Origin of the sequence: Micromonospora sp. 15K316 (genome assembly GCF_004348525.1) — a bacterium.
Classification (GTDB): domain Bacteria; phylum Actinomycetota; class Actinomycetes; order Mycobacteriales; family Micromonosporaceae; genus Micromonospora.
On sequence record NZ_SMKG01000059.1, the window covers coordinates 1 to 22,433 of the forward strand.

Consider the following 22,433-nt stretch of genomic DNA (forward strand, 5'->3'; position numbering starts at 1 on the left):
AGCGGGGGGTGCCTGCGAGGCGGGGGCGGCTGCGTGGGTCCTCGCTGTCGGGGTCGGGGGATTCGATGTCGATCCAGGCCCACGCCGCCCGCTCTCTCGCGTTGGGCGAGTGTACGGTCAGTTGGATGATCCACTGCCCGTCCGGCTTCGTTTCGACGATCCGTACGCGCATTGACGTCGATCCATCCTGCCCCTCGTGCTGCAGTAGGAGGGCCCTGACGTCGTCGCCGATGGTCGCCCACCGATTCTCATGAAGCGCAGATGGATCCCAGCCCTTCGGGCCCGCGATCCAGCGGTCGAGCTGTTCCCGTACCAGTGGCTGCAGATGGTTTCGTTCGCGGTGGGTCGTGAACACAGACCTGAAACCGAGCATTGCGCCGTCCCGAGGGGTTACAGGCGAGAGGGCTGCGCCGAACGCGTCGCCGCACACTCGCTCGATGCGGCCCCGCTGGCCTCCGTCTACTACTCCAGCACCTGGTCTTGGTTCGGAAGCTGGAGTAGCAGCGGCGGTGTCGAGGTCGGCATCTGGACAAGGAGAGGCCAATCCGCTTGCTTGCTGGTCACCGAGATGAGCTGTTGATCATGCTGCGGATTCCAGGTCGTTGAGAAGCGCGTGCACAGGCGCCCAGCACATCCGCACCGTGTCCAGGTCGGGCACGAGCCCGTAGTCGATCTGGTGGCGGGGGTGCACGAAGTTGCGGTAGTCCCGGACCTTCTCCATGAAGTCCTTGGCGTCGGTCTGGACCCACTCTTGTCGATGCGCGTACTCGAGGAGCAGGTGAAGGCCCGCTCGTTCGGCCGGAACCCGTCGGCCGTTCCGGCCGACCAGGCCGTTCCTTCGCACGGTTTCGTCGCGGTCAGTCACCACGACGTGCAGCAGGCCTTCGACGAAGCTGCCGATGCCGATGATCGCCAGCGCGTAGGCCCCGTTGTTCTGGCAGATGGACGCTTCGTCGGCGCGCGCCATAAGGATGTCGACCGCCTTGCTGTTGGGGGATAGTCGTCGCACCCGCTCGTGGAGGTCCGGGGGCGGCCCGTACAGGGGAACGTCACTGCTCTGGCTGATCTGACCGAGCACGGGGCGCCTGCCGACGTAGGTGATGGTGAGCTGTTCGGGAGCCAGGACGCGGTTCAGTTCTTGTGCGATCGGTTCGGCGGCCTCGGCGCCGCCGTCGTACTCCAGCGGATCACCGATGCGACAGAGCAGCCGGTCGAGGGCGGCGGCATCGTCGGCATGGGAATTGAGTACTTCAGTCAGCCAGGGGATCCGCGGAGAGCCGTCGTACTGCGGATCGCCGGGCCACCGGACCCGGTGCAGGAACCGCTCGATCTGCGTACCGGTCCGCTCGTAGGGACCATCGACGTCGCAGATCAGGCGGGCGACGCGTTCCAGAGTGAGCGGGTCGAGGGCAATCATCGGGACACCTCCCGGTCGGCGCGCTGCTGCGCGATGTCGAGTGCTTCGGTCAGGCGCTGGAGGATGATTGAGCCCCGCTTGCGGAAGCCGAGTTCGCTCATGGCCTCTTGGAGGCGCTCATCCCGATCGTGCTGGAGCTGGTCGCTCACCAGCCAGGTGCAGATCTGTACCAGCTGTTCCCGTGTGTAGTCGGTGATCCGCAGACCGATCGGCACGTCGGGGCGTGGGCCACGGCGAGGCGTCGGCGGCGTTGGTTGCTGAGCGGGCTGGCGGGCAGGCGGTACGGGGCGGCTCGTCGCGGCGTGGCTGGCGCGGTCGACCGCCTGCTTCCAGCGCGCGACGAGTCGGGCGGTCTGGCCTGCCGGGTCCACGTACCAGTCGGTCGACCAGATGCGGTGGAACTCCCAGCCGAGGCGTTCGAGGTGTTGCTGGCGTAGCCGGTCCCGGTCCCGGGCGCTGCGGGCCTGGTGGTACGAGTGACCGTCGGTCTCCACGGCGAGGACCATGCGGCCGGGCTGATCTGGGTGGGCGAGGGCCAGGTCGATGCGGTAGCCGGAGACGCCCCACTGTGGTACGGCGTTGATGCCCTGCTGCTGGAGAGCCTTCAGGACGCTGCGTTCGAGGCCGTTGAGCTCGACCCCGGTGTGCTGTCGCGCGCCGAGGTCGCCGCCGAGGTCGACGAACTCCAGGTAGCGGCGGAGCAGTTCGGGTCCGCGGTTCCGTGTTGCCGCGGTCTGGTTCGGGTCCATGTCGTGGTGGGAGAAGGCGCTCACCACGGTCATCCGACTCCGCGCTCGGGTGACTGCGACGTTGAGGCGTCGTTCACCGCCCTCCTGGTTGAGCGGTCCGAAGCGCAGCGGAAGTCGACCGTCTCGGGTTTTGGCGTAGCCGATACTCAGGATGATGGCGTCCCGCTCGTCGCCCTGGACGTTCTCCAGGCTCTTGATGAAGAACCGCTGGCTCGCGGCCTGGTCCTGGGAGAAGAAGTCGTCGAGATGCTCGTGCTCGCGTCGTCGGCTGCGCAGAGTGGCTTCAATCCGCAGGGCGTGCTTCTGCCCCATGGTGATGACGCCCAGGCTCTCGTTCGGTCGCTGCTCGGCGTGCTCGAGGATCAGCTCGACCGCCCGGTTGACCTCCTCCGTTGATGAGCCGTTCTGCCCGGGGGCCACACGGCCGTCCACCGTCTCTAAGCGCAGCGGGCTGTCGACCTGCACGCCAGGGAACGTGACGAGGGACCGGTTGTAGATCTCGACGTTCGAGAACGCGATCAGGCGCTCGTCTCGGCTGCGGTAGTGCCAGGTCAGGCGGTACCGGTTCGAGATGAGGCCGCCGAGGACGTCAAGAACGGACTCGTAGTCCTCGAGGCTCTCGTCGCCGAGATCATCGTCTTCGCCAGCCGGGCTCTGCTGAACGAGGCGCCGGAAGAACGGCGTGGGTGGGAGTTGCTTCGGGTCGCCGGCCACGACGAGTTGGGCGCCCCGCATGATCGAGGCGACCGCGTCGTGCGGCTCGATCTGGCTCGCCTCGTCAAAGATCACCACGTCGAACGACCGCTCGGGCGGCAGGGTGCGGCTGACCACCAGTGGTGACATGGCCCAGCACGGGAACGCGGCGAGGAGCACCTCCGGTGCGCTGCTGAGCAGCTTCCGAAGAGGGAGGTGCCGGCTCTTCTTGGCCGCCTCCCGCCGGACGAGGCCGTTCTGGTCGGGATGGGCGTCTCGGGCCTTGCGCAGGTTCACTGCCACGTTGCGGCGCACGTGCCGGGCGGCCATCTCGATGTGCCGGCTGTCCGCAGCGCGGAAGTCCTGGACCACCGCGGCATGCTGCTGCCCGACGAACTGACCGAGGTACGGGACCCGCATGCGCATCTCGTCGAGGACCACCTGCAACCAGGAGCGCAACAGGGTGTCGGCTGCCTCGTCGCTTGAGACCTGCCGGTGGGCCAGGTCATCGAGCATGTGGCTCAGTCCCAACGAGCGGAACAGCTGCTGCTGTTTGTTCAGCTCAGGCATCAGGAACAACGTCTCGCGGTCGGCGTTCAACTCGGCGAGCCTGTTGGCCGCGGTGGTCGTGGTTCCACGCTCAAGGCCGTCGATCCGGGCACATGCCGCTACCGCGGCGAGGTGGTTACGCACCTGCGTGAAGGACGACATGCACAGGTCGGCGTCCGCCAGAGCAGTGGGTGCGCCGTCTTGACGGCTGAGCTTCCGCCACCGCTCACGCTGGTCCACTGCGGCGACCAGGCCCTGGTGCATCTCGGATCGCTTCCGGGGAGCGGCCGGACAAGTCCGCCGCAGCTCGCGGCGCAACTGGAACCGGCAAAAGATCCCGAGCGGCTCCGAGCGGCGCGGCCGGGATCGCCCTGGTGCTGTCGCATAGACGAAGTCGTCCAGATCCGGGCCGAAGACCTGCTCGCCGTAGCTGGCGATGGTGCGGTCGACCTCGCCGAGCAGGTCGAACAGATCCTTCCATGCAGCGAGGTCGTCCGGCACGTCCAGCCCCGCGCGGTCGGCCAAGTCCCGGATCTGGCGCTGTGCGCCCTGCAGGGCACCGGCCGCGAGTTCGTCGAGATGCACCAGCACCTGGCCGACATCGTCTGGAGTGCGGATGGCGGCCTTCGCCCACGGCGACTCCCCGCGCCAGATCCTCAGGCCGCCACGATCCACGAACGTCCGAAGGTCCTCCCGCGCGGACTCAAGCCTTGACCGGTCAAGGTTCCGCAGCTCGGACGCGCGCAAGTTGTAGCCGCTGACATCGAGAGTCGGAAGCGCGAGGAGCTGCTCGATGACCCGAAAAGCGCTCACCCCCCAGGGCTCCCGAACTTCGTGCAGCTCGGCCGGGTGCCGTTTCGCCGCCGCCCGGCGGCTGTGTAGGCGGCGGTGCAGCTCGTCGGTGTCGACGGGTGGTTCGGCACCGGCTTGAGTGAGGACATTGGCGATGCGCTGGGCGACCTGCCGCTTGCTGATCTTGCGGTCGTGCAGGTCAAACACCAGATTGTCGAGCCCGACGTCGCCAAGGCGGTTCATCACCGCTTCGATCGCGGCCCGCTTCTCGGAAACGAACAGCACGCTGCGACCCATCGCGGCCATGTACGCGATGATGTTCGCGATCGTCTGACTCTTACCCGTGCCGGGTGGACCCTCAACGACCACATGCCGGCCGGACAGCACCGCGTCGATCGCCGACTGCTGAGACGAGTCCGCGTCGTGGACCAGGAACTCCTTGGCCGGATCGATCCGATCGGCACTGGAGCTGGACCCCTGAGCTTGCTCCGTGCGCAACTGTTGCCGAGCGTCGCGGTCGCCCGCCATTGCGCCGATCACCGGATGTGATGCCAGCAGCTCGGCCGAATTACGCAGGTCCTCGACCATGGGGAGCTTGTCGAAGCTGAAGACGCCGGCAACCACCGCGGACTCGAGCCGGAGAGACAGGCCGCTGGGAGCGACTGCCTCGGCGATCAGCTCGTATGCAGTACTGAGCTGCTGGTCCGGGTCAGCGATCTCGGACAACATCGCGCTCAGCTTCTCGCCTAGGGCGCTGATATCCGTCTCCACGCCGTACTGCCGCTCCAGCGCGTACAGGAGGACGGGATTGATCTCAGGTGACTCTGACAGCTCCAGCGTGAAGTCGTTCTCGGTCGCCGTCCTGCTGTCCAGCGCAAGCTGCTGCAGGATCAGCGGCGCCCGCAGCGGTTGCATCGGCACGGACCCCCGGGTGTACTGGCCAACCATGCAGAGCAGGCCGCGGCTCACCCAACCTGCCTGGATGCCCTGCTCCTCCTCCAGCTCGACCAGCTTCCGGCGGAGGCTGCGGGCAGTGTTGCAGGCGGTGTTGTGCCGGTCCTGGTCCGGGAACAGCGTCCGCAAGCGAACCTTCTGTCCCCGGAGCAGGTCAGCGACCACGCCGGGAGCCGCGTCAGCGAGATCGAGGGTGGTGGTCTGTCGCTCCTTGAAGTAGAGCAGCGTGTTGCGCGGGCCGAAGTCGATCAGTCGGTCTGCCCACCGGCTGGCGGCCTGTTGAACGAGGTGGAGTACATCCGGTTGGGTCAACAGCATCTCGTCTCCAAGTCAGTCGACGTACGCCAGTGCTGATCCGCCGGGCCGTCGGCCCGAGGCAAAGCCCTCCAGGATAGGACCGATGACATGTCGGTCTATGCGTCAGATTTCCGACACCGACGTCATCGGAAAGACCCCGCTCAGCAACCCTTACCTCCTTGGCTGGAGTACCGCCGTGCCTTGTTGGCACATCGGGCAGGCCGAGATGTTGCAGTGCCGGGGTGCAGCTTGACGTGGCTGAAGGCCAACTCGAACAGGTGCTACGCGGCGCAGGGGAGGCCGTAGCGGGCGATCCTCGCCGGGACCTGGTTCTCGATTTACCGATGGAGAAGGTCAGGCTCAACGGGAGACGGCGACCGGCGGCTTCGGCGACTCCTGCGCACGGAGAAAGTTGGTGGCATCAACGGTGGCACTGACCAGGGCGCACGTCGTCGCGGCGAGGGCGAGCCAGAACGTCACGCTGCTCTTCCAGTCCTCGGCGATCTTCACGGTCACCATCTCGGTCACCTCGGTAACCTCGCTGGACCGGCTCCGCCGGTTGCTCGGGTCAGGCTGACGACGCCAGCCGAAGCGGGCGAAGAACTTGGCCCAAATATGGTTCGACCGGCCGCAGCCGAAGATCACCCCGTTGACCTTCCGTCCGCACCGGCCGCCCTTCTGGGTGGTCACGCCGCACGTCGTCGGCGCCTTCACGGCAAGCAGCCAGGCCGGAATGGCGATCGCGATCGACGCCGACCAGGCAAGGCTGATGAAGTCGAGCGTGACGAGGTAGTAGACGACGCCGACGATGGCCAACGCCTCAACGCCGAGGATCAGCATGGCTTGATCTCGCTTCAGCATGTGGGTGCCTCCGAGTGGTCAAGGAGCGCGATGATGTCGACGAGTTCGGTACGGAGCCGGGTCAGCTCGGCTGCGGTGACGCCGAGTTCGTAGTGGTGGTGGTGACCGGCGCGGGACAGCGCCCACCACAGGTAGCTGGCCCGGCGCCCAAGGTCGGGGCCGGCGCAGTGGGTGAGCATCAGCAGCTTCGGCCGCTGCACCCGGGTCCGTCCGATCTCCGGGCAGACGCGAGCCCAGTAACGGTCCATCGCTGCTTCCAGTTCGTGGCGAAGCAGCCACGCGCACGCACGGGGCCAGGCTCCACTGGCGCCTCGGATGACGCTGCCGAGCATCCGGTCGGCGGTGGCGAGGTACAGCGACGTCGTCAACGCAACCGCCCCACGAGCGCAGCGGTGTTGGCGACCATCGCCCGGACAGGCATGCTCCGGTGGCCGTGGACCGCATCCGCCACCGCTTTGACCGTCCGGGTGGCCTGCGTGCCGTAGTCACGGTCGAGACGAGCGAAGAGCTCCGGTCGAGGTACGAGGCGGCCGAAGAGCCCGAGGCTGAGCCGGTCCTTGACGGTGTGCGCCCGGCTGAGCCCTTCCTGGATCTGCTGGTAGGGCGCGCCGCGCCGGTGCTCGGCGGCCCGGTAGCGATCCATGCTCACCGACTCGATCGCGGACCGGCAGAACCCGGCGACCATCAGGCACTTCGCCTCGTCCGCGATGTCCGCGGCGACCAGGGCGCGGGCATCGTCGAGGTAGCGGTCCGCCGGGTCGCAGACCTTGCGGACCTCGACGATCGAGCCCTCGCGGCGAGTGACCTCCCGGACGTCGGCCTCGATGTCGAGACGGCGGATCGCTTCCGGCAGCCGGTCGTCGTGAGTGAACACGATGACCTGCCGGGTCAGGGCGACCTCCCGCAACACCTCGGCCAAGCCGTCGATCTTGGTGGGGTCCATGCTCTGCACCGGGTCGTCGATGATCACGAACCGGTACGGGCTGGTCTCGGCGCAGGCACGGGGCAGGAAGACCGCGAGGCCGAGGGCGTGCAGCTCACCCTGGCTCATTACCGCGAGCGCGCTGGTCTCGACGCCGTCGGCGGCTACGGGGAACAGGACCCGGCGGGTGTTGTTCACCCCTTCCATCCGCAGCCGGCGCAGCTCGACGTTGCTTTCCTGCCGCAGCTTCTGCCAGATCCGGTCCGACTGCGCGGCGAAGCTGCCCAGTCGGTCGGCACGGATCGCCTTCTCGGCGGTGTCGAGAGCCGCACGAGCCTTGGTGAGCAGAGCCAGGGCCGGCGCCTCGGCGCGGACCATGGCCGCGGCGTCGACCCACCGGCGGATCGCTGCCCCGGGCTCGCGCCAGGCGTCGTGACGCTGGGCGAGCCAGCCGGCCGCCGCCTTCACGAAGGTGGTGTGCGCCGCGACGACGCTGTCCCAGGAGACCCGATTGGGGCCGAGGCCGGCGAGAGCTTCGCGCATCGCCGCGCTCTCGCCGGGGATGTAGGGCGCCAGCGTGGCAGCGGCCGGTTCCAGCAGCCGGTGGATGTCGCCGAGCAGCCCATCGACCGTACGCCGGGCGTGCGCGTGAGCCTGCTGGGCCGCGCGTGCCGCCGCAGCGACCGCGGCCATCCCGGCGAGTTCCTCCTCGGCCTGCGTACGCCAGTCCTGGTCCACGGTCCCGACGCGACACACCGGGCAAGGGCCGTTCCCACGATCGTGGTGCACGTCGAGCGCGGCCCGCAGCAGCCGGACGCTCCGATCCGCGGCGCCGCTGTCGGTCGCGGTCGTCTCCCGCATCGCCGCCGCGGACTCGGCGAGGGCAACCAGCGCCCCTCCGAGGTCGGGCAAGTCCTGCTCGGCGAGCCGCCGGGCGGCTGCCGCTGCAGTTTCCTCCGACGTGGCGGTGTCGATGCAGGCGAGGTCGGCCAGCAGGGTCAGGTTTGCGCGGAGCGGACGGGCGCCGAGCGCGCTCAGGGCGTCGCGGGCGCGGTCGTCGTCGATCTGGCCGAGCTGTTCGCGTAGCTCGGTGAAGGCCGCCTTGAGCGCCTTGGCTCGGTCGTCGTAGACCTTGCGCCGCTGCTGCAGCCGGCCGTCGGTGTCGCGTAGCGGGCCCATGCCGAGGATCGGCGCGATCGCGTCGTACAGTTCGGCCGGCTTCGCGGTGATGACCCGTTCGAGGTCGCGGGCGGAAAGGAATGGCCGGTACTTGGCGGCCTGACCGACCCACTGCGGCACCTGACCGGGGGGCATCGCGGCGCCGCCCGTGCTCGTGGTGACCGTCGCGGAGGTCAGATCGGTGGCCCCGGCCGGCCAGGTGCGGTGGGTCGTCACCTGTTGGCCGGAGTCGAGCCGAAGGCTGAGGCGGATCTCCGATGCGCCGTCGTGGTGCAGGTTCCGCCAGCCCTCGCGGAAAGCCGGCGGACGCTGCGCCCAGCGCAGGGAGTCCTCGGTCAGCGCGTACTCGACGGCCTCGGCGATGCTGGACTTCCCGGAGCCGTTGCGGCCCACGAACACGGTCAGCCCGGTCTTGGGTAGCCGCCCGACCGTGACCTGCTGGCCGATTCCGCGGAAGCCGGCAACCCGGACCTCTTCCAGGAATGCCTGCGGCGCGGCACCGCCCGCCTCACCCAACTCGGGCGACGGCGGAAGGGCCTCACCTCGCAGTACGGCATCGAGAACCTGCTCTCCGTGGAAGGCGGCAAGAACCAGGTCGCGGACCGGGCCGGGCACCTGGGACCGCTGAAGGCGGTCAGTGAGCTCCTGGTAGAGCGTGAGCGTGTCGTTCATCAGACCCCCTGATGTCGTTGGCGCATCGAGGGAACCGCAGATTGGTCGCTTACACTGCCCTACACACTGTTATCCCGGGATAACAGATCCACGTTCTTCTTCGAGGTTCCAGGACTCGTACTGTGACCGCCAGAGCGAGGAGGTGAGCCATGGAGGCGGAGTTGATGTCGCAGCGCGAGATCGCGCAGCTCGCGCGCGTCAAAAAGCCTGCGGTCACGACTTGGCGCCGGCGGCACCCCGACTTCCCTGCGCCCGTGCCGGGCAACCATGGACAGCCGTTGTTTCCCGCCGACGCGGTCCTGGCTTGGCTACTCCGGACCGGGCTCGGCCACGCCGACCCGGAAACCCTGCGCGCCGAGCGGTCCATGCACACGCTGGCGGCGTACGCCCGGCGGCACGGCGGCCGACGCACGATCGTCGTCCTCGGCGCCGCGCTCTGCCTCCGCCACCTCACCGGCCAGGCACTGCCATCCGATCCTCTGCCGCTGGCTCGGCGCCTCGATCCCGAGGACGAGTTTCTGCTGCACGAGCTGGCTGACGCCCCGGAACCGACCGGGCTCGCCCAACTGGTCGAGCAACTGATCGAGGGAGCCTTCGACCCCTGGCACAGCTGTCAGTTCCTGCTCAGCTCCGCCAACCGCCTCGGCTGGCCCGAGCTGACAGCGGACGCACTCACCCCGGAGACGGTGGCCCTGATCCGTCGGGTGGCCGACGTTCCGACCCGGCTGCGTGCCCATCGCGCCATCACCATCGCCGACGGCAACGCGGGCGCAGGCGACCTACTGACAGCACTGGTAAGCGACCAGGACTGCGACAATCTGCAAGTCAACGCGGTCGTCGCCGACGAGGAACTCGCCCGCCTGGTGCGCCGGCAGTTACTCCTCGCCGAGTTGCCCGAGTTCCAGTTCGACGTGCGCGCCGATGAGCTGAACGAGGAGTTCGCCGAACCGGACCTCATCGTCACTCGGCTCCCCTACCAACCGGCGGAGAGCCGAGAGGCCCTCGCCGACCTCGACCGGGTTGAAGCGATCGCCGATCTGCTCGGTCCGGGCCGCACGGCCATCGTCGTCGGTCCCGCCAGCAGCCTCATCGACCAACTACGGGACGGGCCGGCGGCGTTGCGCCGGTCCGCGCTGCTGAGCAGCGGTATCGTCGAGGCAGTTGTGCAACTGCCGGGCGGCGTCTACCCGGCCAGGCCAGGTCATCGCGCCGCTCTGTGGCTGCTGACACGAGACCCGCTCCCCACCACCAAGGGCCGCGTGCTGCTCGCCGACCTCAGCGGTCACGCGCTTGACCACACCACTGTCGAGTCCGCAGCCGAAGACATCCTCCTCTGGCGCGCCGAGGGGCACCGCAGCGACGGCCACGACCCGCGCACCGGACGAATCGTCCCGCTGGAGAGCCTCGACCTGCGACGGGCTGCCGCGCTTCGGCCTCCTGGTCCTGCGTCAGTCACCCTCCGTACCCGCCTGGCCGCCGACCGCCCCGCGCTCGTCGGTGAGGTCGAGCGCCGTCTCACCGACGCTGAGCAAGAGGCCATCCGATACGCAGAGGAGCACGGCTTTCTGAGCACCGGAGCGGTACAGCGCCATGGAACCCGGCCGAAGGAGCTTTCCTGCGAGGCGCTGCGAACGACTCGTCGGGTCCGCTCCCTCACCGGGCACCGCCTGAACCCCGAGCATGTCGGACCGCGGGGTCACCATCGGGTCATCGGCGCGGCAGAGGTAATCGCCCAGTCGTCCAAGCGCTGGATGGACCGGTTCACCCTCGCCGCGCAGTACCCGCAGGTCGCCCTCACCGAACCTGGTGACGTCGTGGTCACCAGCGTCCCCCGGTTCGGGGTCCTCCTCGACGACGACGGCTTCTCGGTGATCGAGTTCCCCGCCAGCGGCCTGCGCATCTCTTCTGGCGACCCGCTCACCCCCCGAGTGCTGGCGGCACTCCTGGGCACCGCCCGCAACATGGCACGCAGCGCTGGTGCAGTGCGGGGCCCGAGACTGATGGACGCCACGATCCCCGACCTAGCCCGGGACGAGGCGGCCCGCATGGACGACGTACTGCGCCGTCTGAACGAACGCGAGCATCTACTGCAGCGGCAAGCCGAGCTTTTGGCAACGTTGCGTGAACTTATCGTGACCGGCTTCGCCGACGGCAGCCTCACGACTCTGTACGGTACGAACTCCTGAACGAGAGAACGGAACACATAGTGCCCCCACGTAAACGCGCCAACGGCCAGGCCGAGCTGTTCGGCGTGTCCAGCACCAAGCAGATCCAGGACATCCTGTGGAAGGCCGCCGACAAGCTGCGCGGCTCCATGGACGCCGCGCAGTACAAGGAGTTCGTCCTCGGCTTGGTCTTCCTCAAGTACGTCTCGGACGCGTTCGCCGAACGCCGCGCTCAGATCAAGGACAGCCTCTCCGGCATCCCTGAGAACCGCCACGCCCAATTCCTCGACGATCGCGACGAGTACACCAGCGCCAACGTCTTCTGGGTACCGGAAACCGCCCGCTGGGACTACCTGGTGGAGATCGCGCCTGGTGGCGTCGGTGCGCTGCTCGACGACGCCATGGACGCGATCATGCGAGAAAACCCTGCGCTGACCGGCGTCCTCCCGAAGATCTTCAACCGAGACAACGTCGACCAAAAGCGGTTGAAGGAACTCGTCGACCTGATCAGCGATGCCCGCTTCACCGGTCACGACGATCGGGAGGCGAAGGACGTTCTCGGTGAGACGTACGAGTACTTCCTGGAGAAGTTCGCCCGTGCCGAGGGCAAGCGGGCTGGCGAGTTCTATACACCGCCCAGCGTGGTGCGAGTCCTCGTCGATGTGCTGGAACCTTATGAGGGCCGGGTTTACGACCCGTGCTGCGGATCCGGGGGCATGTTTGTACAGTCGAAAAAGTTTGTGGAGGAGCACGCCGGGAGAGACCGCACCCACGACATCGCCATCTACGGCCAGGAAGCTAACGAGCGCACCTGGCGACTGGCGAAGATGAACCTCGCCATCCACAGCATGGACCCCGTGGGCATCGGCGACCGCTGGGCCGACACGTTCTCTGATGACAAGCATCCAGACATGCGGGCCGACTTCATCATGGCCAACCCGCCGTTCAACATGAGCGACTGGGCCCGTCGCCAGAATGACCCGCGCTGGCGCTACGGCGTGCCGCCGCAGAGCAACGCCAACTACGCCTGGCTCCAGCACATGCTCTCCAAGCTCGGTGACCGCGGCAGTGCCGGCGTCGTTCTTGCTAACGGATCGATGTTCTCCAAGCAATCTGGCGAAGGGGAGATCCGCCGCGCGATGATCGAGGCGGACTTGGTGGCGTGCATGGTCGCCCTCCCGCCGAACTTGTTCCGCACCACCGCCATCCCTGCCTGCCTGTGGTTCCTGACGAAGGACAAGACCCCGCAGGGCTCGAAAGCGCTGGCCGATCGGCGCGGAGAGATCCTCTTTATCGACGCCCGCGCTCTCGGCACCATGGTCGATCGCACTGAGCGCGTCCTAACCGAGGAGGAAATTTCTAAGGTCGCCGACACTTACCACGCTTGGCGCGGTACCAAGTCCGCCAAATCCAAGGGCCAAACGTACGAGGACGTGGCAGGCTTTTGCTACTCAGCAAGCCTCGGCGAGGTAGCAGCCAAGGACCATGTGCTCACTCCTGGCCGCTACGTCGGAGCAGCCGAAGCAGAAGAAGATCCGGACGCTGAGCCAATCGCCAATCAGGTTGACCGACTCACCAAGGAGCTGTACACCTACTTCGACGAGTCGGCCCGCCTTGAGGCTGTCGTGCGCAGCCAGCTCGGGAGGTTCGATGCCTGACTGGCCCTTCGTTGAGTACAGAACTCTCTCGTCATCAGAACGATCCGCGTTCTCAATGGGGCCATTCGGCTCCAAGATCACCAAAGAGAACTACGTCGCCGCCGGGGTGCCGGTAGTTCGTGGCGTAAATCTCGCTCGCGGCATTTTCGTGGACGATGATTTCGTGTACATTGAGCCCCAAAAGGCGGATGAGCTTATAGCCGCCAATGTAGCGCCCGGAGACTTGATATTCACACATCGCGGCACTATTGGCCAGGTCTCAATGGTGCCGCGAAGGCCACGATTCGACCGTTACGTCATCGGTTCAAGTCAGGTCAAAACTCGACTGGCCGAATCGGTCGCAGTTCCCGAATTCTACTACTACTGGTTCAGGTCACCGGAAGGCCAGAGGTCCATCCTCGCGAACGCTTCAACAGTCGGCGTACCTGGCATCGCAACGCCGTTAACTTCAATCAAGGGATTACGTGTTCCCCTGCCGCCGCTTACGACGCAGCGGTCCATAGCAGAAGCATTGGGTTCCTTGGATGCAAAGATTGCGGTCAACGATCGCATCGCTGCAGCCTATGAGGGCCTGTTCCAAGCGAAGTTCACCGCTCTCGGCACGACGGTAGAGGGCGATTGCGCCATCACCGAGTTGGTCGAGTTCAACCCACGGACCCCGCGCCCTGCTCAGGGCAACGCAGTCTACGTCGACATGGCGGCCCTACCTACACGCCAATCCTCCATCCGAACATGGGCGTATCGCCCCCCGAAGGGCGGTAGCCGCTTCCAGAATGGCGACACACTGTTGGCCCGAATCACCCCCTGTCTGGAAAACGGCAAAACAGGGTTCGTGAACTTCCTCAATGAGGATGAAACCGGGATCGGGTCGACTGAGTTCATCGTGATGCGGTCCAAAAAGGGCGTACCTCCCGAGTTCTCCTATTTCCTTGCGCGAGATGAACGCTTCCGGAAGAACGCTATCCGCAAGATGGCTGGCTCCTCTGGACGCCAGAGAGTGAGTGCTGCCGATGCGGCGCACTTCTTCGTGCACCGGCCAGATTCCGGCCAGCTAGCGGCCTTTGGAGCCGAGGTGGAGGTCGCATTCCGCCACCTGAGGTCCCTTATGGAGGAGTCGCGCGTCCTCGAACGCCTGCGAGACATGTTGTTGCCGGAGGTGATGTCGGGGCGGTTGCGGGTCAAGGACGCCGAAAAGATTGCCGAAGAAGCGATTTAGGTCAAGAGGGTTCGCGGGGAGGAGTGGGATGGGATTGGATGGGCGGATGAACGAGGCGGCCTGGGAGGCGCTCGCCTTGGAGCAGCTTGGTGAGCTCGGATGGGAGCCGGGGACCGGTAAGGACTTCGCGCCGGGGTCGGGGCAGCGGCGGGACTGGGCCGACCTGGTGCTCTTCGAGGACCTCCGGTCGGCGGTCGAACGCCTCAACCCCGACCTGCCACCAGCGGCCGTCGCCGACGTAGTACGGACCGCCACGGACGTGGCGTCCCGAGAGGCGTTCGCCGAAAATCGGGAGGCGCACAAGCGGCTGGTTCACGGGATACGCTCGGTCGTTTACACCGATGCATTCGGTGCCGAACATAACCCCACCGTGCACCTGGCTGACCTGCATGATCCTGGCCGCAATGTCTACCGGGCGATCAATCAGGTTGCAATCGTCGACGGCGACTTTCGGCGCCGGCTCGACATTGTGCTCTACCTCAACGGCCTGCCGATCGCCATCATCGAGCTGAAGAACGCCGCCGACGAGAACGCCACCCTCACTGGCGCCCACGCCCAGCTTCAGACGTACCTCGCGGAGTTCCCGCTCGCCTTCCGGCACGCCGTCCTGTGCCTGATCTCCGACGGGATCACCGCGAAATACGGCACGCCGTTCACCCCGTACGAGCACTTCGCGCCGTGGAACATCGACGACGAGGGTAAGCCCGTTGATGCCACTGCGCCCGACTACGACGGCCCGGAGGCGCTAATCGTCGCCCTCTATGGCCTATTCAACCAGCGGCGCTTCCTTGAGTTGGCCGACGGGTTCGTCAACTTCACGTCGAAGAGCAAGCGGATCGCTAAGGCACACCAGTATTTCGCGGTGGTCCGGGCAGTCGAGTGCATCGTGCAGGCATCGCAGCGCGACGGCAAGGCGGGCGTCATCTGGCACACCCAAGGCTCCGGCAAGTCTGAGGAGATGGTGTGTACGGCGGCGCTGACCGCCCGCCACCCTGCCTTGAAGAACCCGACCATCGTCGTGTTGACCGACCGCACCGACCTCGATGATCAGCTCTATGACACCTTCCAGGAAAGCCAGGGTCTGCTAGGCCAGAAACCTATCCAGGCCGACTCCCGCGCCTTACTGCGGGAGGAGCTGTCGAACCGGAACTCCGGCGGCATCATATTCACGACGCTGCAGAAGTTCGGGCGTACGAGAGAAGAACGGGAGGCCGGAAGGTCGCATCCGCTTCTTTCCAACCGGCACAACATCCTGGTGATCGTCGACGAGGCGCACCGTAGTCACTACGACAATCTGAACGGCTACGCCCGGCACCTGCGCGACGCACTGCCGTACGCCACGTTCATCGCTTTCACCGGCACCCCGATCGCCACCGCCGAGGTAAACACCCAAGCGGTCTTCGGCGACTACATCGACGTGTACGACCTCAAGCGCGCTGTCGACGACGAGGCGACCGTACGGGTCTACCACGAGCCGCGGATCATTCCGGTGTCACTCCCAGAGGGCATCGACCCGGACAGCATTGACGAACAGGTGGAGACACTTACCGCCAGCCTGGATGACGCGGAGCGGCGCAAGGCCGAGGCGTACGCCGCGACCATGAACACCATCTATGGCGCCCCTGACCGGGTCGAGACCCTTGCGAAGGACCTGGTTGGCCACTGGGAGAAGCGGCGCGAGCTGATGCGACCGCAGCTCGGCGGGCTGGGTAAGGCGATGCTCGTCTGCGCGACCCGGGAGATCTGCGTCCGTGTCTTCGACGCCATCAGGGAGCTTCGGCCCGACTGGGCGGACCCGGCCGTCGGTAAGGGCAAGATGAAGATCGTCTTCCACGGGGTACCGGGCGACGAGGCCGAACTGCGCCCGCATCACCTGCGCCCGTCACAGCAGCGGACGGTCCAGGCTCGCGCCAAGGACCCGAACGACGAGCTGGAGCTGCTCATCGTGCACTCGATGCTGCTCACCGGCTACGACGCACCTCCGATCCACACGATCTACATGGACCGGCCGATGAAGGGCGCCAACCTCATGCAGGCCCTCGCCCGAGTTAACCGCCGCTTCCGGGACAAGCAGGACGGGCTGCTGGTCGGCTACGCCCCGCTGACCGAGAACCTGCGGAAGGCGCTCACCGAGTACACCCCCAGCGACCAGGAAGACCAGACGCTCGGCAGGGAGATCGACCGGGCAATCAGCGAGGTACACAACGAGATCTCCATCATCGAGGCCATGCTGGCGCCGCTCAAGTGGCGGGCGATCCTCGACGACGAGAAGTACCCGACCCGGTGGATCAGGGCGGTGCGGAAAGCCGCCAACTTCCTGCGCGACCCGCGGACCCCCGGTAACGTCGTAGAGCCCGGCACGAAGCCGCTGCATCAGCGTTTCCGCGACTCGGCGGGCCGGCTGGAGCGGTTCTACACGCTCTGCTCCACCAGCCGCGACTTCGTCGACCGTGCCGGCGACATCCAGCGCCTGCGCCGTGACATTCACTTCTTCCGCGACGTCCGAGTCTGGATCGTCAAGGAAGAGGCCGCCGACCGGGAGGCCAAGGGCCTGCCCAACACGGCCCAGGTGGAGCGCTACCTGTCTCAGCTCGCCGCCGAGGTGGTCGACGCCGCCGACATCACCGACATCTACGAGGAGGCGGGACTCGGCAAGCTCGACATCACCGAGCTCAACGCGGTTGCCCTGCAGCGCCTACAGAACTCTGACACCCCGCACCTGGCCGCCTCCGCTCTCCGTCGCCTGATCGAGCGGAAGATGCGTGAGGTCACCAAGCACAACGTCGTTCGGCAGGAGCGCTTCTCCGCCCAGCTCGAAGACCTGATGAACCGTTACATGCGCCAGCAGCTGACCAGCGCGCAGCTAATCGTTGAGCTGGTCGAGCTGGCCAAGCAGGTGTCTGCGGACGCCCGGCGCGGTCAGCAGTTCGACCCTCCGCTCAACCATGCCGAACTGGCCTTCTACGACGCCGTCGCGCAGAACGGCGCGGCCACGGAGCTCATGGGTGTCGGGACCCTGGCGGAGATCGCTCGAGAGCTGGTCAAGTCGATTCAGAACTCGATCACGGTGGACTGGTTTTCCCGTGAACCGGTACGCGCCAAGCTTCGCAGCCACATCCGCCGCCTGCTGGCCCGCTACGACTATCCGCCGGACCATGAACGCGCCGCCGTCGACCTGGTCATCCGCCAGATGGAGACGTTCGCCAACGAGTGGGCTCCGGGAGGGCAGGCCGCCCAGCGGTGACAGGCGGCGGCCGGCACCCCTGCTGGTGGTGCGGTGCCTTAAGCATGTCCTCGCCGTGGCAGAGGCCACCTCACCACCCTCACTCAGCACGCTGAGCAATACGGGGCTAACTGCGGGTGGTGTCGTTGGATAGGGTCGGCGCCAGAGATCGCGGTCCATCGGTCCTGGGGAGACGTTGGCATGGAGTCGGTGGCGTCGGCCTTCGGTCGGGCGGTGACGGCGCACCGAGAAGCGGGATCGCATGCCGAGGCCGCCCGTGCCCGGTTACGCGCTGGTGCCGGGCAGGACGGCCTCTCTGCGCAGGCCAGCGAGGATGCCCCGGCGTTTCGCTGCCGGTATCCAGCGGATGGCCGAGGGCCTGACGCCGGGGTGGCTCGGTTGCCGGTTGGACGCTGCCGCCGCGAGCCTTCCGACGGGCGTCGATGCGGCTGTGGGTCGCCCGCTTGCTGTTCGGCTGGGTGAGGCGTCACCGGTCGCCGGCAGCGTCTTCGGTGTCGTCGTACCGTTCGTGGGTGCCGGTCATCTGGCGGTCGAAAGCGACGCCCGTGATCCGTCCGTAGCGCGCTGGCTGCGGGGGTTGCTGCTTCGAGTGCTTGCGGCGTTGCCGGACGGCGCGCTTCGGGTCGCGGCCGTGGACGGGGCGACGCTCGGTGCGGTGTTCGGACCGTTCCGCGCCATGGTGGAGGCCGAGGCGTGGCGACGGCCCGCGATCGACCTTCCGGGTTTCCAGCAGGTGCTGGCCGAGGCGGAGGAGCGGATCGAGCGAGTTCAGGCCGGCGAGGCGGACCCGTCGGTGCTACTGCTGTGTGTCGCAGCCATGCCGCAGGGCGCCGGGCGTGCGGAGTGGTCGCGGTTGGCGGCGATCGCGCACGCCGGTCCGGCCGTAGGTGTGTTCCTACTGGTGGCCGGCTATCCACCGCCCCAGCATCCAGGGCTGGAGGCGGCGCCTCGCCTGGAGCGGACGACGCATCTGACGGCGGCTGGCAGCGGATTGTTCAGGGTCTCTGACCCGCCGGGTCCGCACCGGTTCAGTGACGACGGCACGGGCTTGGCGGCGCCGATGCGGCTGGACGGCGGCCCGCCGGACGATCTGGTCGAGACGGTCTGCCGCAGGTTGGCGAAAGCCGCGCGGGTGCAGGCGTCGACGGACTTCGCGGCGTTGATGCCGGCCGAGATCTGGCAGGAGTCGTCGGTCGGCGGGATGCGGACCGTGGTGGGCCGGGAGGGCCGCGCCGAGTGCGTGCTGGCGCTGGATGATGCGACGCCGCACTGGTTGGTGGGTGGTCGTACCGGGTCGGGCAAGACCGTGTTCCTGCTGGACGTGCTCTACGGCCTGGCGTCGCGCTACTCCCCGGACGAGCTGGGCCTGTACCTGCTGGATTTTAAGGAGGGGGTGTCGTTCGCGGAGTTCACCCCGACGGCGGTGGACCCGTCGTGGATCCCGCACGCCCGCACCGTCGGTATCGAGTCCGACCGGGAGTACGGGCTGGCGGTGCTGCGTACGTTGTCGCGGGAGATGACGCGACGGGCGACCGAGCTGAAGCGGGCCGGGGTAACGAAGCTCGCCGACCTGCGCGCCGGGCGGCCCGACGTGGCGATGCCGCGGCTGGTGGCGGTGATCGACGAGTTCCATGTGCTGTTCGAGGGCAATGACGCGGTGGCCCGGCAGGCGGTGGCGTTGCTGGAGGAGCTGGCGCGAAAGGGCCGCTCGTACGGCATCCACCTGGTCCTGGCGTCGCAGACGATCTCCGGGGTGGAGGCGCTGTTCGCCAAGACTGAGTCGATCTTCGGGCAGTTTCCGCTGCGTGTCGCGCTCGCCGGTGGCGGCGGGATCCTCACCAGCTCAACGACGGCGCCGACAACCTCCCTATCGGCGCAGCCGTCGTCAACGCGGCGGCCGGGATACCAGGGGCGAACCGGGTCATCCGCTTCCCGAACGCCGATGCCGCGTCGGTTACCACGCAGCGGCACCTGCTGTGGGACGCCCGCCCGCCGGGCGACGCGCCACCCGCGGTGTTCGCCGGGTACGCCGAGCAGCACCCCGACGCCGATCCCACCTTTGCCCGTCTCTCACCGAACGTACGGCGACGGCGGGCGCTGGTCGGCCGCGCCGTCGACGTCGGCCTGCCGACCGCCGGGTTCACGCTCGACGCCACTCCAGGCAGCCATCTGGCGGTGCTCGGCACCTCCCCGGTCGGGGCCGACGTTCTGAACGCAGCCGCGGTCAGGTGTGGCCCGCCAGCACGCCCTCGGCACCGTCCGCTTCCTCGTCGCGCCGCTGGTCGCCGCTGCCGACGAGGCGGCCGACGCCACCGTCGAGGCGATCACCGCAGCCGGCCACCAGTGCGAGACCCTCACCTCGACCCAGTACCGGGCGAATCTGGCCGACCTTGCGCAGCCGTTTGGCCCTGGCGACGGGCAGACGACGTACCTGGTGGTGTTCGGCGCCGACTCCGCGAGCAGCCTGCTCGCGACTAGCGACCCGACCACCTACCGCTCCGGGCACGAGGACCTGCGGTCCGTGCTGGCCAACGGTCCCGGCTCGCGCGGTGCCGGCTCGTCGGCTTGCGGGAGCCGTTGGGTGCCGGGCTGGCGGGGACCGGAGTCGCTCTGCTTTTCGGGGGTCGGCCCGGCCTTCCGCTTACCCTCGGTCGGCTGCCGTGGCGGCATCTCGATGCCGATTGCTCGGGCGTACTCGGCGAGGATGCCGCCGGCTTCGGCGAGCAGCCATGAGCCGTCGCGGAGCTTGACGATTCCTTGGGCGTAGTTTCCCAGGGCCCGGTTGACCAAGGGGTTGGTGGCTCCGGTGGTTAGGGCGCGGAACTCGGCTCGGGCGTTCTCGGCGTCCTGGATGACGACCTTGGTTAGGTCCTGCTGTTGGCCGATGGAGACGTGAAGGTCTCGTAGCGCGGCGGCGATGTCGGGCAGGGTCACGGTTGGTACCTCCGGGTGAGGTCGGCTGCGGGATCGGCGCCGGCGGTGATCCGGCGGGCGTTGATGAGTTGAGGTCGGGTTGCGCCCGGTGTTCTTCGGGGCAGGCGGCCGTAGCGGGTGAAGGTGGCGGCGGCCTGCTCGTTGGTGGGGCATGGGCCGATGAGGTGGCAACGCACGCAACAGGCGGTGGCGCTGGAGGTGACGTGCTCGTCGAGCGCTCGCTGGGCGGCCGCGAGCTGATCGATGGCCGCTGCAGATAGGTAGACGGTGGCGGCCATGTCATTCCTGCGGCTGTGGGAGGGCGGCGACGCAGGCGAGGACGTGCCGGAAACGTTCGGTGCGTCCGGGCGAGGGCATTTCGATGCCTTCGAGCCACACCCACTGGCCGTCGTACCAAAGGCTGAGGTCGAGGCGGACGCAGACGATCCGCAGTCGAAGCGGGTCGCTGCCGTGCTGGTAGTCCTGTTCGCGTAGGTGCACGACGTCGCCGGGTGCGACGGCGACTACAGGTGTGATCGGCGCGGGGGTCACAGTCCGCTCGTCCAACTCGTCCGGCCAGGATGCGGTCGGGATCTGCGGCCTCCGCAGTCGGGGCAGTTCAGTGCCGACCCGCACCGTCGGCACCATCGGGACTTGACCTTGAACAGGAACAGTCCGGCGGCGAAGCCGAGCATCGCGACCACCGCCAGGACGAGGGATGGAACCACTGCGTTTGCCTCCCTGACTCGGCCTCTCGTGGGGGACGCAGCCCGCTTCGGGCGACGGGCTGCGTCCCATCGAGAGGCGTCCGAGGCCGGACGGGCGGTGGGCCCCTGGGAGCGCGAGCCCACCGCCGTACCGCGCGGCTTTGATGAGCCGCACCGGCCTGACATGCTCATGCCCATAGTGCCTATGCACTAGTGAGAATGCAAGGATTGCATTCGCATGTACGTCACTTGCCTGGCCTGCCTGAAGGTTGCATCCGCACGGCGGGCACACTCTGACTACGACAGGAGCGAAGGGACATGGAGTTGTCAGCTCGACGGCAACCGCCCACCGTGCGCCTCCGGCGGCTCGCGGCGGAGCTGCGCAGCCTGCGCACCGCCGCCGGCCTCACCCGCGACGAGGTCAGCGAGCAGACCGGCATCAACCCCGCCACCCTCTACCGCATCGAAACGGCCAAGGTTCGCCCGCAGCGGCGCACCCTGATGGCGATGCTGGACAAATACGGCGTCACCGACGAGGACAAGCGCAGCGAACTCATCGCCCTGTCCCGCCAGGCCGCGCAGCTGGGCTGGCTCCAGGCGTACGAGTCGGAACTGCCCGAGCTCTACACTACGTACATCAGCTTCGAAGCCGAAGCCCGCTCGGTCCGCAACTACGAGTCGCTCTTCGTCCCGGGCCTCCTGCAGACCGAGAACTACGCCCGGGCCGTGATCCGGGGTGTGTTGCCGCTGGCGACCGACGCGGACGTGCAGGCCCGGGTGGAGGCACGCATGCAGCGGCAGGAGTCGCTCCGCAAGACGGAGCCGCTACGCCTCTGGGCGATCCTCGACGAGGCCGTCCTGCACCGGCTGACTGGCGGACCAGCGGTCATGGCCGAACAGCTCGACGCCCTGGTGAGCGTGGCGGGCCAACCGCACGTCACCCTTCAAGTCATCCCGTTCACCTCGGGCGCGCACGCCGGCATGCCTGGCTCGTTCGTCGTCATGGACTTCCCCGACCCAGCCGATCCCGCCCTGGTGTACGTCGACAGCATGGCCGGCGACCTGTTCCTCGAACGGGAAGCAGACGTCCGCCGCTACACCAGCACGTTCGAACACCTTCGCGCCACCGCACTCGACCCGACCAGCTCGGTCAAGCTGATCCAGGACCACGCCGCGGCGATCAGTCAGAAAGGAGGTACGGGATGACCTCAGTCGACCTGTCCCGCGCCCAGTGGAAGAAGAGCACCCGGTCCAGCGGGAACGGCCAATGCGTCGAGGTCGCCGACCTCGCCGACGCGGTGGCTCTCCGCGACAGCAAGGACCCAACCGGCCCGGCCCTCCTGTTCCGCCGGGAGGATTGGACCAGCTTTCTGGCCGGCGCCAAGTACGGCCACTTCACCCACCAGTAGGCGAATGCATCCGTCGGACGGGCCCAGCCGACCGTC

General features: G+C 67.4%; 14 protein-coding genes and 2 pseudogenes. 7 read left to right on the plus strand and 9 right to left on the minus strand.

The genetic code is table 11. The features are described 5' to 3' along the window. From E1211_RS32975 to E1211_RS14305, 6 genes and pseudogenes are all read right to left on the minus strand, one after another. Positions 1 to 355: pseudogene (locus E1211_RS32975) on the minus strand (hypothetical protein); the annotation flags it as partial. Between the two features lie 225 nt (positions 356 to 580). After that, positions 581 to 1,417: a hypothetical protein gene (locus E1211_RS14285; protein WP_132349217.1), complete on the minus strand. Its 837-nt coding sequence runs from the start codon at positions 1,415 to 1,417 to the stop codon at positions 581 to 583. Beyond that, complete coding sequence (locus E1211_RS14290) at positions 1,414 to 5,472, minus strand: AAA domain-containing protein (RefSeq protein WP_132349218.1); 4,059 nt, start codon at positions 5,470 to 5,472, stop codon at positions 1,414 to 1,416. Before E1211_RS14290 ends, E1211_RS14285 begins: the two co-directional genes overlap by 4 nt. A 339-nt stretch (positions 5,473 to 5,811) precedes the next feature. After that, on the minus strand, positions 5,812 to 6,291 hold the full coding sequence (locus tag E1211_RS14295) for a hypothetical protein (RefSeq protein WP_132349219.1): 480 nt from the start codon (positions 6,289 to 6,291) through the stop codon (positions 5,812 to 5,814). A 14-nt stretch (positions 6,292 to 6,305) separates the two neighbouring features. Next, complete coding sequence (locus tag E1211_RS14300; RefSeq protein WP_132349220.1) at positions 6,306 to 6,680, minus strand: hypothetical protein; 375 nt, start codon at positions 6,678 to 6,680, stop codon at positions 6,306 to 6,308. Continuing rightward, the gene (locus E1211_RS14305; protein WP_132349221.1) at positions 6,677 to 9,085 is read right to left on the minus strand and encodes an AAA family ATPase; all 2,409 of its coding nucleotides are present in this window, start codon (positions 9,083 to 9,085) and stop codon (positions 6,677 to 6,679) included. Before E1211_RS14305 ends, E1211_RS14300 begins: the two co-directional genes overlap by 4 nt. A gap of 149 nt (positions 9,086 to 9,234) precedes the next feature. Between E1211_RS14305 and E1211_RS14310 the strand changes: the two genes are divergently transcribed. The 5 genes and pseudogenes from E1211_RS14310 to E1211_RS14330 all read left to right on the plus strand — a co-directional run. Further along, a complete protein-coding gene (locus E1211_RS14310) occupies positions 9,235 to 11,271 on the plus strand; it encodes an SAM-dependent DNA methyltransferase (RefSeq protein WP_132349222.1) in 2,037 nt (678 codons plus the stop codon). A gap of 20 nt (positions 11,272 to 11,291) precedes the next feature. Next, positions 11,292 to 12,908: a class I SAM-dependent DNA methyltransferase gene (locus E1211_RS14315; RefSeq protein WP_132349223.1), complete on the plus strand. Its 1,617-nt coding sequence runs from the start codon at positions 11,292 to 11,294 to the stop codon at positions 12,906 to 12,908. Further along, entirely contained in the window at positions 12,901 to 14,124 is a 1,224-nt protein-coding gene (locus tag E1211_RS14320) for a restriction endonuclease subunit S (protein WP_132349224.1), read from the plus strand. Before E1211_RS14315 ends, E1211_RS14320 begins: the two co-directional genes overlap by 8 nt. Positions 14,125 to 14,152: 28 nt before the next feature. After that, on the plus strand, positions 14,153 to 17,368 hold the full coding sequence (locus E1211_RS14325) for a type I restriction endonuclease subunit R (protein ID WP_132349225.1): 3,216 nt from the start codon (positions 14,153 to 14,155) through the stop codon (positions 17,366 to 17,368). 180 nt (positions 17,369 to 17,548) lie between these two features. Then, positions 17,549 to 19,914: pseudogene (locus E1211_RS14330) on the plus strand (FtsK/SpoIIIE domain-containing protein); the annotation flags it as partial. On the opposite strand, the gene E1211_RS14335 reads toward E1211_RS14330, so the two are convergent. Genes E1211_RS14335 through E1211_RS14345 form a run of 3 tightly spaced genes read right to left on the minus strand, consistent with a single transcriptional unit; the run spans position 19,859 to position 20,917 of the window. Continuing rightward, positions 19,859 to 20,302, minus strand: coding sequence for a hypothetical protein (locus E1211_RS14335; RefSeq protein WP_243709534.1), 444 nt, complete (start codon positions 20,300 to 20,302; stop codon positions 19,859 to 19,861). The pseudogene E1211_RS14330 and the gene E1211_RS14335 sit on opposite strands and share 56 nt — an antisense overlap. After that, positions 20,299 to 20,580 carry a hypothetical protein gene (locus E1211_RS14340; protein WP_132349226.1) on the minus strand — a complete coding sequence of 94 codons (282 nt, stop codon included), beginning with the start codon at positions 20,578 to 20,580 and terminating at the stop codon, positions 20,299 to 20,301. The genes E1211_RS14335 and E1211_RS14340 overlap by 4 nt, the downstream gene beginning before the upstream one ends. Position 20,581: 1 nt before the next feature. Next, positions 20,582 to 20,917 (minus strand): hypothetical protein, encoded by a 336-nt coding sequence (locus E1211_RS14345; RefSeq protein ID WP_165947255.1) that lies wholly within the window; start codon positions 20,915 to 20,917, stop codon positions 20,582 to 20,584. Between the two features lie 389 nt (positions 20,918 to 21,306). Between E1211_RS14345 and E1211_RS14355 the strand changes: the two genes are divergently transcribed. Then, positions 21,307 to 22,194 (plus strand): helix-turn-helix transcriptional regulator, encoded by an 888-nt coding sequence (locus E1211_RS14355; protein ID WP_132349231.1) that lies wholly within the window; start codon positions 21,307 to 21,309, stop codon positions 22,192 to 22,194. Next, positions 22,191 to 22,397: a DUF397 domain-containing protein gene (locus tag E1211_RS14360; RefSeq protein WP_046571318.1), complete on the plus strand. Its 207-nt coding sequence runs from the start codon at positions 22,191 to 22,193 to the stop codon at positions 22,395 to 22,397. The genes E1211_RS14355 and E1211_RS14360 overlap by 4 nt, the downstream gene beginning before the upstream one ends. Positions 22,398 to 22,433: the final 36 nt, after the last annotated feature.